The sequence below is a fragment of the Pseudoalteromonas sp. SG45-1 genome (assembly GCF_014164135.1).
GTDB classification, from domain to species: domain Bacteria; phylum Pseudomonadota; class Gammaproteobacteria; order Enterobacterales; family Alteromonadaceae; genus Pseudoalteromonas; species Pseudoalteromonas distincta.
Genome location: NZ_JACJEP010000005.1, coordinates 236,747 through 251,889, shown reverse-complemented (window position 1 = coordinate 251,889; position 15,143 = coordinate 236,747). Strand labels below are relative to the sequence as shown.

General features: G+C 37.0%; 11 protein-coding genes. 6 read left to right on the top strand and 5 right to left on the bottom strand.

What is annotated here, in order from left to right; all coding sequences use genetic code 11:
• The coding region (locus tag H5117_RS07175; protein WP_182736879.1) for an insulinase family protein at positions 1–1,224 on the bottom strand (1,224 nt) is incomplete at its 3' end.
• A 236-nt stretch (positions 1,225–1,460) separates the two neighbouring features.
• Here H5117_RS07175 and H5117_RS07170 point away from each other — a divergent pair.
• Positions 1,461–1,877 (top strand): MAPEG family protein, encoded by a 417-nt coding sequence (locus H5117_RS07170; RefSeq protein ID WP_076925639.1) that lies wholly within the window; start codon positions 1,461–1,463, stop codon positions 1,875–1,877.
• 71 nt (positions 1,878–1,948) lie between these two features.
• Here H5117_RS07170 and H5117_RS07165 read toward each other — a convergent pair whose 3' ends face one another.
• Complete coding sequence (locus H5117_RS07165) at positions 1,949–2,698, bottom strand: peptidylprolyl isomerase (protein ID WP_182724022.1); 750 nt, start codon at positions 2,696–2,698, stop codon at positions 1,949–1,951.
• A gap of 250 nt (positions 2,699–2,948) precedes the next feature.
• Here H5117_RS07165 and H5117_RS07160 point away from each other — a divergent pair, with 250 nt between their 5' ends.
• Positions 2,949–3,134: a hypothetical protein gene (locus H5117_RS07160; protein ID WP_024594581.1), complete on the top strand. Its 186-nt coding sequence runs from the start codon at positions 2,949–2,951 to the stop codon at positions 3,132–3,134.
• Positions 3,135–3,221: 87 nt separating this feature from the next.
• The gene (ushA, locus tag H5117_RS07155; protein ID WP_182736877.1) at positions 3,222–4,853 is read left to right on the top strand and encodes a bifunctional UDP-sugar hydrolase/5'-nucleotidase UshA; all 1,632 of its coding nucleotides are present in this window, start codon (positions 3,222–3,224) and stop codon (positions 4,851–4,853) included.
• 29 nt (positions 4,854–4,882) lie between these two features.
• Here ushA and H5117_RS07150 read toward each other — a convergent pair whose 3' ends face one another.
• Entirely contained in the window at positions 4,883–5,827 is a 945-nt protein-coding gene (locus H5117_RS07150) for a hypothetical protein (protein ID WP_024594579.1), read from the bottom strand.
• Positions 5,820–6,686 (bottom strand): hypothetical protein, encoded by an 867-nt coding sequence (locus tag H5117_RS07145; protein ID WP_182736886.1) that lies wholly within the window; start codon positions 6,684–6,686, stop codon positions 5,820–5,822. Before H5117_RS07145 ends, H5117_RS07150 begins: the two co-directional genes overlap by 8 nt.
• A gap of 251 nt (positions 6,687–6,937) precedes the next feature.
• Here H5117_RS07145 and H5117_RS07140 point away from each other — a divergent pair, with 251 nt between their 5' ends.
• The 3 genes from H5117_RS07140 (at position 6,938) to H5117_RS07130 (ending at position 14,522) form a co-directional block, all read left to right on the top strand.
• Positions 6,938–7,792 (top strand): S1/P1 nuclease, encoded by an 855-nt coding sequence (locus tag H5117_RS07140; RefSeq protein ID WP_024594577.1) that lies wholly within the window; start codon positions 6,938–6,940, stop codon positions 7,790–7,792.
• A gap of 43 nt (positions 7,793–7,835) precedes the next feature.
• Positions 7,836–11,042 carry a TonB-dependent receptor gene (locus tag H5117_RS07135; RefSeq protein WP_182736875.1) on the top strand — a complete coding sequence of 1,069 codons (3,207 nt, stop codon included), beginning with the start codon at positions 7,836–7,838 and terminating at the stop codon, positions 11,040–11,042.
• 336 nt (positions 11,043–11,378) lie between these two features.
• The gene (locus H5117_RS07130) at positions 11,379–14,522 is read left to right on the top strand and encodes a TonB-dependent receptor (RefSeq protein WP_182712334.1); all 3,144 of its coding nucleotides are present in this window, start codon (positions 11,379–11,381) and stop codon (positions 14,520–14,522) included.
• 52 nt (positions 14,523–14,574) lie between these two features.
• Here the strand turns inward: H5117_RS07130 and H5117_RS07125 are convergent, their stop codons facing one another.
• A complete protein-coding gene (locus H5117_RS07125; RefSeq protein WP_024591817.1) occupies positions 14,575–15,006 on the bottom strand; it encodes a MarR family winged helix-turn-helix transcriptional regulator in 432 nt (143 codons plus the stop codon).
• Positions 15,007–15,143: the final 137 nt, after the last annotated feature.

Sequence of the window (15,143 nt, the reverse complement as noted above, 5' to 3'; positions counted from 1 at the left end):
ACCTTTTTCTAAAAACTTAAATTGGTTATTAAGGGAAGTACGAATTTCGTTGAAGTACTTGCTATCAACACCTTCTTTTTTAATTAAATCGATGTACTGCATAATAGTCGCAACTATTTCGTCACGATTTTTCATGCCTTCATCGGTAAGCTCTACATTTACATTTAACGAACCGTAGTTGCCATATTGATTTGGTGCAGCTGAAGCTGAAAGCTGAGACACCCACCCTTTATCACGAAGAAGTTGCGCTGGGCTGCCCGGCATTTCATTACTTAGTAAATACGCTACAAATCGGTTTGGTTTAAGTGCAAATTCGCTATTATTATTAGCAATGGTGAAATCAAGTTGCAGCTGTTTTACATCTTCATTTGGTGCATAAAACACGCGTTTTCCGCCAGCGTTATCAAAATCAAGTTTTGCAGTCACTGTTGGTTTTTCGATATTTTTATTTTTTATGTCAGCAAAGTATTTTTGCGCTTTTTGCTCCATTTCAGCAATAGGTAAATTAGAAATAAGCGCAACTTTCATAATATTTGAAGAGTAGTATTTATTATAAAAATCAACCGTTTCTTTATGAAGTGAACTGTTTTCTTTATCGCCAAGGGTTTCTAGGTTACCAATTAAAAAGCGATTAGCCGGGTGATCGCCCATCATTTTACGCGCGAGTTTAAATTGTCCAAAAAAGTCCATTTCACGGCGCATTGACCACTCTGCATTCACTGCATTTTTTTCTTTATCTGTGTATTCTGGGTATAACTTAGGCGCTTTGAAAAAGTCAGCAAAACGGTCTAGCCCTTCATCAAACGCGTCGTTATTAATTTTAAACATGTAATTAGTAATATCGAGCCACGTGTAAGCATTGTGCGCGCCACCATTTTTGGTCATAAAATCAGAATACCCTTTTGTGTCTGGGTAGCGATCTGTGCCTAAAAACAGCATGTGCTCTAAATAATGCGCCATACCTTGTTGCGACATTGGGTCGTGCAGTAAACCAACACCAACGCTTAGTGCCGCTGCAGATTTTTCAGCACCTGGATCTGACACTAAAATTACTTCAATGTAGTTTGCCAGCTTAAGTGTTTTATATTCGCGGTTATCGTTAGGACTTACGACTAACGTATCTGATAGTAAAGAGGCCTGAGGCGCCACTGAAACCGAAGCCGTATTTGAACAACCACTTAAAACTGCAAGTGCGATTGCACTAAAACCAATAATCTTTTTCATTTTTGTTTTCCATTAAAAAGTATTGCGCAAAATAGCGTGCGCCAATTCAAAGCAATATAGTTAAGCTAAACTAACATTTTCAATTAATAACTTTCTACAAAATAACGCTATTTTGTGTAACACATTGTGAAAAATGTCTTCATAATTGGATATTAGTTGGGAGTCTGCCAACCTTGCGAGACTAAAAATCATTCAATATCAAAAAATACGCAAATTCTAAATAATAAGGAAAAACAATGGAAAAAATCATCATACTTGCCATGTTTGCACAAGTTACGCTTTCACTGGTTGTCATGCTCATTATGGGTAAAAGGCGCTTTGCCGCAGCTAAAAATAAACAACTAGATTTAAGTGATTTTAAAACAATGCAGTTAGATAAGGCTGGCGACACTATTAGGGTGGCAGATAGAAACTTTTCGAATCAGTTTGAAATACCTGTACTTTTTTACGCGGGATGTTTACTTGCACTACAACTAAATAGCGCCAGTACACTTGTGGCTATACTGGCCTGTTTATTTGTAGCAACACGCATTGTGCATAGTGTTATTCATTTAGGTGAAAATAACGTACGCGCACGTTTTAAAGTATTTTTGCTAGGTTGTATTTGTGTATTTTCAATTTGGCTTGCTATGGTTTGGCGAGTATTACTTTAAATAGCAAAGTTTAATAAGAGTAATGTGAAAGGTAATTTACGTCTGCCACATTACTATTACATAAGATTTAATTATTTAGCACGTTTTAAACGAGGAAACACAAGTAAAAAAGCGCCTAAAAGCCACCCTAGCCCACCGCCAGAACTACTATCTGAACCTATTGGTGCACCTGAGTCAATTAACGTGTTTTCAGTTACAGTAAGGCCTACGGCTGAATTAGGATCATCATCCATAACAGTTACACTTTGAATAGTTACCAAATTAGCACTACTAATTGCTACATCACTGCTTGAGCATTGCTCAGTGGTAATACCAACCACCGGTGTATCACCACAATGCACTAAAGCAGCAATTTTATCTAAGGTTGATTGGCTCGCGGCAGTAATTTGTCCAAACACTGTAAAACCGCCATTTTGCGTATCTAGCGCTGCACTTCCTGCGCTATTATTAGCCATATTAAAAAACCACTGACTTGTAGCGCTATTTTCATTGCCTGATAATTTAGCCATTGCAATGGTGCCTTTAACGTTTGAAAAAACAGGCTCATTTTCTACAGCTGGCTTTGTAGTAATCGCATCTAATGAATCTGAGTATGTAAATCCACCACCTTGAATAACAAAGTTACTAACAGAGCGGTGAATTACTGTTTCGTTATATGAATCGTCTTGAACGTAACTTAAAAAATTTGCGACTGTTTTGGGGGTTTGTTGATCAAATAGGTTAATCTCTATGACACCTTGGCTCGTGTTCATTTCAACTATAGTAGCGGTGCTTGTAAAACTTGCTGCAGCAAGTGCTGAGCCAAGTAAAAGTTTTTTCATGTTTTATTCCTGTTGTTATATTTTTTAAATAATTAGTTAATGCGTTAACACATTAATGCCATCGGCGACTAAAATCGATTCTAAAGTGTGAGTTGATACAATTAAGACCGTGTTGATAACAAATTAATTACATATGCCATTATTTATATTCTTTTTTGCTATATAAATCTGACTATTTAAAATTAAATCATCTTAAAAGTGTGGTCACTTATTTGTTACCTTAAAAAAACACAAACAACAGGATCTAACAATGCCACACACTAAACAAACAATTTGCGACTTTGGTTTACACAAAGGTGAACCATACACAAAACTACCGGCGAGCTTTTTAACGTGGATGGTAGGTATAAACCATACTAAGCGTGAATATGCGGATGCAGAGTTAAAGCGTCGCGAAAGTGCCGCCACAAATCGATTAACTGTACCTTCTAAATAAAATGTCAATAAGTACGTTTTTTTAGCATAAAACTAGTTTAAACTACCCGCTTGATAAATTAAGTAGACCTTAATCCATAGGTATTTTATGCGTATAATTATTTTATTTTCGATTATTTTTAGTGTACTTGGATGTACATCTCCTGCTCCTGAATCAACCTCTAACAGTACTCCTACTGAATATTTAACTGTTCTTCATACTAATGATAATCACGGCCGTTTTTGGCAAAACGAAAAAGGCGAATACGGTATGGCCGCTCGCAAAACGTTAATTGACTCTTTACGTAATGACGCCCAAAAGCAAGGTCATGCCGTTTTACTTCTCTCTGGTGGTGACATTAATACCGGTATTCCTGAGTCAGATTTACAAAAAGCAGAACCTGACTTTAAAGGTATGTCGCTGATTGGTTATGATGCAATGGCATTAGGCAATCACGAATTCGATAATCCTATTGATGTTTTGAAGCAACAGCAAAAATGGGTGAACTTTCCTTTTCTATCAGCCAATATATTTGAAAAAGAATCAGGCGAACATGCGTTTGATAGCTATAAAATATTCAAAAAAAATGGCTTAACTATTGCTGTTATTGGATTAACAACAACAGACACAGCTAAAATTGGTAATCCTCAGTATATTGGCCACTTAGAGTTTAAAGACCCAGTTGACGTTACCGCAAAACTAGCTAAAGAAATAAAAGCTAAGTACAACCCTGACATTACCATTGCGCTGACTCATATGGGTCATTATGTTGATGCTAGCTTTGGCATTAATGCACCAGGTGATGTAACACTTGCTCGCTCACTTCCTGCAAACACACTTGATATGATCATTGGCGGGCACTCACAAGAACCTGTGTGTATGAGTGATACAAATGTAAATGACGACAACTTTAAACCTGGCCTTGCCTGTAAGCCAGACCAGCAAAACGGTACTTACATTATGCAAGCCCATGAATGGGGTAAGTATGTTGGTAAAGCTGAGTTTAAGCTTGAAAACGGAAAATTAACGTTACTAGACTACAAACTCATGCCTGTTAATTTGTATGTAGATAAAGTTCAAGCTGATGGCTCTACTAAAGCAGTATTAGCAAACGAGTACATTAAACCAGACCCTAAACTTGAATCTTATTTAGCGGGATACCAAGCTAAAGGCGCTAAACAAATTGAAGGTACCATTGGTGAAGTAGATGCTCGCTTAGAAGGTGACAGAAACAAAGTTCGTTACCAACAAACAAACCTTGCACGTGTAATTATTCAAGCTCAAATGGACGTAGTAAATGCAGACTTTGGATTAATAAGTGGCGGTGGTATTCGCAGCTCAATAGAGGCTGGTAAAGTAAGCTATAAAGATATTTTAAAAGTACATCCTTTTAAAAACCGCATTACTTATATGGATTGGCAAGGCAGTGATTTATGGGATTACTTAAATACAGTAACGAGCTTCCCACCGGATGCTGGTGCTTATTTGCAATACCATAAAATATCGTTTGAGCGTAAAAATAATCAGTTGGTTAATGTTTTGATCAATGGCGAACCGCTTAATAAAAATAAAACATACAGAATGAGTCTAAATAGCTATAACGCATCAGGCGGTGATGGTTATCCTGCACTTACAAATAAAAAAGGCTTTGTAAGTACAGACGAAACAGATGCTAAAGCACTTCAAGACTTTATTTCAAAAAATAGCCCTCTCAAAGCGGCTGAATTTACCCCTAAATAACCTCTAAGAATAAGAGGAAAGTAATCTAGTTACTTTCCTCTTATTTCAATATTACCTTTTTTAATATTTGCCAGCCCATAACTATGCAAACGAGAACGAGAGCCTTCTCCATAGGCTTTAGGTGGGTAATATAACTCTTTTTCTTCAGGACACTCGCTAAGTACTTCATCTAATGCCGCGCGTATCTCACTCAAGGTTTTTTCTAGGCTATTATTAAAATTAGGCCTTTTTCTAACCGTATGACCAAGCTCTACCAACCTATAAAAATACTTGTTAGCGAGCTCTAGAAGCTCCTCTGGTACATCTTTATTATGACTAAGCGCTACATCATCGTTATTTGTACAATACTCTACAAGTGCTAAATAAAAGCATAATGGCTTATTGGCTAAACCCACTTTTTGCTCTGCACTACAACTACTTGATAGTGTTTTATCGTTAAGGTCAACTATAAGCATCAGCGGCGTAGGCTCTGTAATTGACTGATGCTGCGCATTATTAAACTGCTTATTACTTTGTTTAATAAACGCAAATTTTACCCAAAAACTAATCAACACACTTAATACTAAAAATATAAAATAGTAAATAAAATGGCTTAATGTAAAGTGGGTTTGCTGAACGTTAAATACAACTAATACAGGTCCGTTATTAGTGCTCAAACTACGTGTTATTTGGTGTAAGTTTACAGGTGCTAGCATTTCGCCTTTTGGTGCAATAGCAACAACTTTAAGATCGTTCGAATTAATGTAGCTATTTAAGGTTTTAATATAGCTATTAACCGCATCTTTATTCCCCGAATGCTTTAGCAGCTCATTTGATAAATCAAGTAATGGTAAGTCGAGTGCTATTTGCCTTTCTATCTGCGTTATTTTTTGTTTAGTTACTTGCTGGCTTTTTTGAATTACAGAAATATAAAACACAGAAGATAGAGTTAAAAATAAGCATAGTAAAACAAGTAGTTGTTTATATTTACTCATCACTAACTTCCTCTTTTAAGTTTACTGAGCTAGTACCGCAACTCCAAAACGATTGTGCATTTTGATAATAATGCAAACTTTGATCTTTAGACATATCAAGCAAATTTGCCTGTACTGCACATAATAAATCAGTATTATTTTGCTGCATTTTTAAATACCATCTTGTTCCAGTAATATTATTACTCAAAGGCGTAATATAGTTTTTTGAAAAACGTTTTTCGTCACTCTCTTTCCAAAACGAAGCAATAATATCTACTTTTCCGTCGGCGAGTAAATCGCGTAATTCGTTATGAGAACTAGCATAAGTGATTTTCAAATTAGCTAAATTTATATCCAGTTCTTTAAACATTTGCTTTGGTAAAATATGCCCTGATCGGCTGGTAGGATAATCAAGCAAACCTATGCGTTTATCTAAAAAATATTGTTTAGTAATTCGAGGTTTTTCTTTAGACGATATTAAAAATGCCGTGTAGTCAGAAAAACCAACTACGGGTTGGTAGTTATAGGTCGACTCCGCTTTAAATGCAGCCATAATATTGCTTTTAGCCAAAATTAGGTCAGCAATTCCTTTACCAACAAACTCAAAGCTATCTGCCGTTCTATATCCCCAATACCCTTTTACCGAGCCATATTGCTTAGCTACTACGTTATCAGAGCATAACTTTTGTGTTAATAACTTGGCTATTTTTTTTGATTGTGTAAAAACAATTAATTGGTCTTTATTACTTGTAGCAGTTGTTTGACACTCTGTTGAGGTTTCGATCATAACCGGAAAATGTAAATCATCATTGTATACACTAACTTGACCGCAAACCCACGTAACGACCAATAATAGAAACAAAAATGTAACAATTAACATTTTGTGCAACACAATATTTTTATAATTCAAAGCAATGCCACCCAAAAATAGACGATATAGGGTATTTGAACAATTTCGCTTACCTATTACAACAAGTAATTTTACCTATTAAATATAAGATACTGATTTTAAACGTAATTGAATAAGAAATTATGAATTTTAATAAGTCCTTCCTATCAACATTAAAAATGAGGACAATTGACCGCATTAGCTTATAGCAACCCCATGAAATATTCATTTAGGAAGTTTTAATGCATAACAATATAAAGTACTCGATATCTTCTGCGCTTTTGATTAGTGCGATATTCACAAGCACTAACTCACACGCTTGGGGTCAAAATGGCCACCGTATTGTAGGGCAGATTGCACAATCTCATATAAGCGAAACAACTAAAGCAGCAATTAAACCTTATTTAGATGGTGAGTCACTTGCGCAAATATCAACGTGGCCTGATGAAATGCGCTCTGCTCCTGGCGACTTTTGGCAAAAGAAATCATCTCGTTGGCATTACATTAATGCAGCCCCAGGAAAATCTTTCAGCTTCAATCACGATCATACTAAAAACAAAGAATCTGTAAGTAATATCCTCGAAGGTATTCACTATTCAATGCAAACGCTCACCGATAAAAATAGCACCTTAGATGCTAAACAGTTCAGTTTGCGTTTTTTAGTGCATTTAGTAGGCGACAGTCATCAACCTTTTCATGCCGGTCGAGGTGAAGACAGAGGTGGTAACCGTATTAAGGTTTCTTTTTTTAACGAAGAAACAAACCTTCACAGCCTTTGGGATACAAAGTTAGTTGAGAACGAGAACTTGTCGTTTACTGAATACGCTCAATTTATTGATACAAATAACAGCGAATTAATTGCTGAATATTTACAAAGCTCACCTAAAACTTGGGTTGAAGAATCACACAATTTAGCAACAAAAATTTATAAGTACACCAACGACGAAGTTGGGTACAGCTACATTTATAACAACACTCCAATTGTAAAAACACGCCTACAACAAGCGGGTATTCGACTAGCTGGACTATTAAACGCCTTATTTGACCCTTCTGCAAAAGAGTTAGATACGGCACTAAAAATGACGACTGATAAATAAACAGTATTAAATTTATATAACCTACACACGGGAAATCAACATTATGACTAAGCTTGGCCTTTCGAAATTAACTGGAGCGGTAATTTTAGCTCTAGGTGTTTCTACAAGCGCAATGGCTGCTGATACTTCATCTGCAATGCGTGGTAAAATTACGACGCCTTCAGGTGGCAGTGCTGCAAACGTTAAAATCAAAGTAGTTCACCAACCAACGGGAACTATTAGCGAACTAACTACAAACGAAAGTGGTACGTTTATCGCTAATGGCTTACGTGTAGGTGGTCCTTACATGGTTATCATCGATTCTGATACATTTAACGATACGACTGTTGAAAATATCTATCTAAATCTGGGTGAAACTTACCGTTTAAGCTCGCAGCTTGCTCCGCTAAACATCGAAAAGATTGAAGTGTCTGGTTATAAGATTGTTCAGCAATCAGGTGGCTCTAGCAGTACATTTGGCTCTGACACTATTGAGAATATGCCAAGCTTTAACCGTGATATTAAAGATATTGCGCGTTTAAATCCACTCGCCAGCATTAATGGTAGTGGTGAGCTAACGTTTGCAGGTAGTAACCCGCGTACCAACGGCTTAACTGTTGACGGTATTGGCCAAAATGATGACTTTGGTTTAAGTTACGGTGGCTACCCTACTTCGCAACCACCTGTAGCACTTGATGCAATTGAGCAAATTTCTGTTGATGTATCTCCGTTCTCAGCCTCTAAAGGTAACTTTGGGGGAGGTACCATTAATGCAGTAACAAAATCAGGTACTAATGAGTTTAAATTTTCTGGCTTTTATGAAATATCTACTCCTGATATTGCAGGTGATGTAGACAGTATTTCTCAAGTATATGCAGATGGTAACCCTGTTTTAGATGAAGATGGACACCGTACATACGTTATTGATCAGGTAGAACCAATTCAAACTGAGAAACGTTATGGCTTTAATGTTGGCGGCCCATTAATCGACGATACTTTGTTTTACTTTGTTAACTACAACAAATGGACAAGTGAACTTGATTTAGATTACGGTTTTGAAGGCTCTGGTGCAACGAATGAATATGATGTAACAGAAGAAAGCTACAACCAATTTATTAATATTTTAAATAATGAATACAGCTTAACCGATTCTCTAGGTGGTGACCCTAAAGATACAAACGAATCATTGCTTGTTAAATTAAGTTGGAATATTAATGATGATCATCGTTTAGATTTCACTTACCAATGGCAAGACGATAAAGACGAAACAAATGTCGGCACTGGCGGTAGTACAGTAAGCTTAGCGTCAAGCCGTTATACTTACGCTACTAAATTCAATAATTTTGCGACAAAATTATATTCAGACTGGAATGAAAACTTCTCAACTGAAATTGGTATCGCTTACAAAGATGTATCATCAAGAAGCTTAACTAACTCTGATATTGGCTTTGTGAAAGTTGAAGAGTACTTCCGTGGTCCAGCTTATGAGTTTGGTACAGATGAATTCCGCCATGCAAATAGCTCATCGACTGAAAACTTAACGCTTACTTTCGATGCCACTTACTTAATGGATGAGCACGAAATTAACTTTGGTATGCAGTATGAATCGCTAAATTTATATAACTTATTTGCATCTAACTCATTAGGTTCTTGGGAATTTGATGACTTCGAAGGTTTTGCAAACCGTGAAGTGGGTAACTTTAGAGGTACATACGACTTTTCTTACAGTAACGCGTACACAAATAACCCAAATGACACTGCATACGATGCGACACGTAACCAATTAGCACTTTATATCGAAGATACTTTTTATGTTGGTGATGATTTAGAAGTAACAGCTGGCGTTCGTTATGAGCGTTTATCATCAGACGATAAACCAACTTTAAACGAAAACTTTTTAAATACTTACGGCTTTAGCAATCAAGAGAATCTTGATGGTTTAGATATAATTTTACCGCGTATTGGCTTTAAATATTATGCAACTGAAGCATTAACCATTAATGGTGGTATAGGTCGATTCCAAGGTGGTATTCCAAACGTTTGGTACAATAACTCTTTCCAAAATGACGGTATTACATTTGTTGAAGCACCACAAAGCGCTATTAATGATTATTACGCCAATAACCAAGCCGATATTACGCAAGTACCTGACGCTATTAAAGACACGTTAGTCCAAGGTGCCGGTAGCACAAACTATGTTGACCCTGATTTTGAGCTTCCATCGAGCATAAGAGCTCAAGTTGGTTTTGAATACGAGTTTGACTCAGAACTACTTGGAGAAGGCTTCAAATGGCAAGCAGAAATTGCTTACCATAAAAAAGAAAACGAAGCTGTATGGCATAACACTGCTTTAAACCCAATTGGTGTTGCTGCTGATGGTGAGCGTGTAATTAACGAAAGTATTTATACTGGCGACCTTGCAGATAACTTTGATATTGCAATGACTAATTCATCTGACGATGGACGTTCAATCATTATTTCTACCGGCATTGCAAAAGAATTTGAAAATGGCCTGTATGTTTCTGCAAGTTATGCACACCAAGACGTAACTGAGGCCTCATCGGGTTCATCTTCTCGTGCTCAAAGTAACTACCAATACAACATTACACGTAACCGTAATGAAGACTTTGCAGATCGTGGTTCATACGAAGTAGAGCACAGCTTTAAAATAAACCTAGCGTATAACACTGAATTTTTCAGTGGTTATGCAACTAAGTTTAACGTGTATTTTGAACGCCGCTCTGGCCGTCCATTTAGCTACACTATGGGCATGTATCAAGATAGTGACTTAGGTGATACACGCGACTTTTACTCAAGCTCAGCTTACCTAGCTTACATTCCAACTGGCGCTGATGATCCAAATGTAAATTGGGATGAGTCTGGTTTATCTTGGAATGAATTAGAAACGCTTCTAAATCGTGCTGGTATCTCAGAACGTGGTGAAATTTTAGGCCGTAACTCAGGTACTCAACCTTGGGTTACTACGATGGATGTAAGTATCAAACAAGAAATCCCAGGTTTTGCTGAAGGTCACAGCGGTGAGGTTTACTTCATGGTTGATAACTTCGCAAACTTACTAAACAGTGATTGGGGTGTTGAAAAACGCTTAGGTTTCTCTGATCAAGCTGTTTATGATTTTGGTGGGTTAGATGATGAAGGTCGTTATATAATTGATGGCAAATTTAATGGTGCTGACGTTCGTAACTACAGTCAATACCAAACTAGCTCATCAGCTTGGCAGGCTAAAGTTGGTATTAGCTACAAGTTTTAAGTCTTAATAGGTAAGTAATAACACATTAAGTTATTTGTTAACAAAACCCATTGCAAAATTGTGATGGGTTTTTTGTTTTTCGCACCCCAATTTCACATGTTTGTCATAAAGCCCACGTAATATATACCCCGATATAGAGTTATTGCTCAAAAAAACACTCAAATAGACAAAAATAGTACTATTTATTAAAAATATATTGCAGTTGTATTTTATTTGTAACGAATAAATAAGGTACACTAGTAACGGATTTTGAATAAATGAACTTTAACTGTTTATTTTGAAAAATTTTAAAATAAAAATATAAAAATTTAATTAATAACTACACGGGAAAATTAAATGAAAACTCAATTACGCAAAACAGCTCTTTCACTTGCTATTGCAGCATGTGTTGGTGTAAGTGGCGCTGCAATGGCTAACGAAACGACCTCTGCAATTAAAGGTCAAGTAATGGGGCCTAACGGCAACCCAGCAGCCGGCACTAAAATAACAATTTTACACGTACCTTCTGGATCAGTAAAAACAACTGAAGTAAATGACGCAGGTTATTTCACAGCTAAAGGCCTGCGAGTTGGCGGTCCTTATAAAGTAATTGTTGATTCAGATGTATATGCAGACCAAGAATTCAATAACATTATTCTTAATATTGGTAACGATTATCCAGTAAACGTTTCTCTTGAGTCACAATCAAGCATGGAACAAATTGTAGTTTCTGGCGCGCCAATTAGTGCTATGTCTGGTGGTACTGGTCCGGCGTCTACATTTACGCTAACTGATCTTGAAAATACACCAGCTATTAACCGTGATTTAAAAGACATTATCCGTATCGACCCACGTATCACAATTGATGATAGCCGTGGTTCAATTAACTGTGGTGGTGGTAACCCTCGCTACAATAGCTTAACGCTAGACGGCGTTCGTATGAACGATAACTTCGGCTTAAGCTCAAATGGTTACCCGACAATAAATGCTCCTTTTTCTTTCGATTCAATTGAACAAGTTTCAGCTGAACTTGCCCCATTTGACGTTCAATACGGTGGTTTTACATCGTGTAACATCAACGCTGTAACTAAATCTGGTGGTAATGAATTACATGGCGGCGTATTCTTCGATTACACAAATGACTCTATGCAGGGTGATTCAATTGAAGGTGAAGATTACGATGCAGGTAATTACACAGAAAAGCGCTACGGCTTTAATGTTGGCTTACCATTAATCGAAGACAAACTATTTTTATTCACCTCATATGAAAAACTTGAGGGTGTACAACAGTTTAACTACGGTGGCCTGACTAGTGGTAGTGTTACTGCTGATGACCTTTCTAGAGTTCAAGCTGCTTCACAATCTCTCTATAACTATGATGCCGGCGGTATGCCTTCGAGTATGCCTATTGAAGATGAAAAAATCTTAGTTAAACTAGATTGGAACATCAATGAAAATCATCGCGCAAACTTGATTTATAACTACAACGATGCATTCACTATATCTCAGTCAGATGCTGATAACGATGAGCTTTCATTATCAAATCACTTTTATGAACAGGGTGCTGAATTTACATCAATTATAGGTTCAATATACTCAGACTGGTCTGATGATTTTTCTACTGAAGTACGCATAGGTAAATCTGAGCTTGATGCTAGAGTGGAGTCTTTAGACGCAGCAAGCAGTTTTGGTGAAATGCAAATCAGTACTGCGAACGGCGGTACAATTTATATTGGTCCAGATGACTCTCGCCAATCTAACGATTTAAACTACGATACAACGACCGCTAAATTTGCGGGTACATACTATCTAGATCAACATACAATAACAGCTGGTTATGAGTATGAAAATCTTGAAGTGTTTAATTTATTCGTACAGCATACAGAAGGTGAATGGCGCTTTGACTCTGTAGAAGACTTCGAAAACGGACAGGCGGCACGTATTTATTACAATAATGCTGCTGCTACAAACGATCCAAATGATGTTGCAGCAAGCTTTGAATATGCACAGCATACATTATACGTTCAAGATGAATACAGCTTTACCGATATCGACGCAAGTCTAACATTTGGCCTTCGCTATGATAAGTACACTAGCGATGATAAACCAAACCTTAATAAAAATTATACAGCTCGCTACGGTTTCAGTAACCAAAGTACATTTGATGGTATTGACTTAATTCAACCACGTGTAGGCTTCCAATGGTACGCTACAGATGAACTTGAAGTGCGTGCAGGCGCTGGTTTATTCTCAGGTGGTAACCCAAATGTTTGGTTGTCTAACTCTTACTCGAATGACGGTATTACACAAATTGCCTCTCAAATTCGTGGAGTAGATTTGTTCAACACACCGAATGTAAACGGCGGAGCACCTGGTTACGAAGTACCACAGTCTCAATTTGATACTATAGCTGGAACAGAAATTGGTTCTGGTGACTCTAATGTAAATGCCGTAGACCCTGATTTTGAATTGCCATCAGAGTGGAAATATTCTTTAGGCGCTACTTATACTACCGAAAATGAGTATGTAATCTCACTTGATTACTTATACTCTAAAAAGAAAGATGCTGCTACGCTAATTGACCTTGGTTTAGTTAACTCAGGTCAAACGACATTTGATGGCCGTCCTTTGTATACTGGTAAAGATGATACTCTAAATCCGGGTGATACTCGCTCACGTGACTACTTACTTACAAATGTGAGCGGTGATAGCGGTGATTCATCAGTTATCTCATTAGGCATTAGTAAACAGTACGATAATGGTGTTAACTTTAGCTTTGGTTACGCGTACACAGATTCTGATGATGTGAACCCAATGACGAGTTCGGTTGCTGATTCTAATTACAGTAATTTAGCATTAACAGATCCAGGTAACCCTGGTGTTGCATCATCTGATTACGAAATACCACATCGCTTTACTATGACTCTTGGTTATAGCCATGAGTTTGTTGATGGATTTGCTACTCGCTTTAACCTATTCGGTGAAGCATATAAAGGTTTACCTTACAGCTATGTGTTTAACAATAGCGATAATACGTTTGGTGATACTAATAACTACGGTTCTGGCTCTCGTCAACTATTATACGTTCCACTTGAAAACGATCCTAACGTTGTTTACGACATGAGTGCTGCTGAAATCAATGAATTCAATGATTTCATCGCTTCAGAAGGTCTAGAGCGTGGTGAAATTGCTGGACGTAACTCACAAAATGCAGATTGGTTTGTTAAATTTAACTTTAAGTTAACGCAAGAGCTTCCAGGGCTTATGGAAGGTCACAAAGGTGAAGCATTCTTCGTAATCGATAACCTTACAAATCTGTTAAACGATGATTGGGGCGTACTTAAGAAAGGTTCTTTTGTAGGCAACCGTGTGATTTCAACATCTATTGATGATGATGGTCGCTACGTTTACTCTGGGTTTAACTCTAATAACGTAGGTACAACTACGGAAAATAGTGCATCTGTATGGCAAATGCGTGTAGGTGTTCGTTACACTTTCTAATTTAGAACTGTAACCTAAAACATCATTTAAAAGCCCACTTTGGTGGGCTTTTTTATGCCTTTAATTTGTTATTTAACTTTTCAAAAATACCCACTAACACTTCGTATTCTTCGTTGGTTAAAGTATTCAGTAATTGTTTTTCCCAATTCAGTGCATCGGGTGCTATTTGCTCATATAAGTTTTGCCCTGCTTTGCTCAGTACAAGTAAGGCAGCGCGTTTATCTTGTGCATTTAACTCACTTTTCACTAAACCTTTATCTATTAAAACTTTTACCGCACGCGACACTGTCGACTTGTCCATATTTGCTTGCGTGCATAAATCCTTTGCGTTGCTCTGACCATACTGCGCTAAATTAGCAAGTATTCGCCACTGCGGAATATTTAAACCGTATTTAGTTTGATAAACCTCGGCAAAGTCATTACTTACACGTGTTGCTACATTCGTTAATTGATAAGGTAAAAACGTTGCTAAATCAATTTTCATTTTTAGTTATCCCAGCTTTATAAGGCTTACTTTAGTGTTCATTAATATTTACACGGATGCGTAGTTGCACATTTGATATTAGTCTCACTTGAGAGTATCTTAACTGAAATAAAAATAATATTAAACCAACCCCCTCT

Excerpts from the sequence above, each read along its gene's own strand:
- H5117_RS07125 (WP_024591817.1), bottom strand. The coding sequence starts at position 15,006 with ATGAAAATTGATTTAGCAACGTTTTTACCTTATCAATTAACGAATGTA.
- H5117_RS07140 (WP_024594577.1), top strand. The coding sequence starts at position 6,938 with ATGCATAACAATATAAAGTACTCGATATCTTCTGCGCTTTTGATTAGT.
- ushA (WP_182736877.1), top strand. The coding sequence starts at position 3,222 with ATGCGTATAATTATTTTATTTTCGATTATTTTTAGTGTACTTGGATGT.
- H5117_RS07160 (WP_024594581.1), top strand. The coding sequence starts at position 2,949 with ATGCCACACACTAAACAAACAATTTGCGACTTTGGTTTACACAAAGGT.
- H5117_RS07165 (WP_182724022.1), bottom strand. The coding sequence starts at position 2,698 with ATGAAAAAACTTTTACTTGGCTCAGCACTTGCTGCAGCAAGTTTTACA.
- H5117_RS07130 (WP_182712334.1), top strand. The coding sequence starts at position 11,379 with ATGAAAACTCAATTACGCAAAACAGCTCTTTCACTTGCTATTGCAGCA.
- H5117_RS07150 (WP_024594579.1), bottom strand. The coding sequence starts at position 5,827 with ATGAGTAAATATAAACAACTACTTGTTTTACTATGCTTATTTTTAACT.
- H5117_RS07145 (WP_182736886.1), bottom strand. The coding sequence starts at position 6,686 with ATGTTAATTGTTACATTTTTGTTTCTATTATTGGTCGTTACGTGGGTT.
- H5117_RS07135 (WP_182736875.1), top strand. The coding sequence starts at position 7,836 with ATGACTAAGCTTGGCCTTTCGAAATTAACTGGAGCGGTAATTTTAGCT.
- H5117_RS07170 (WP_076925639.1), top strand. The coding sequence starts at position 1,461 with ATGGAAAAAATCATCATACTTGCCATGTTTGCACAAGTTACGCTTTCA.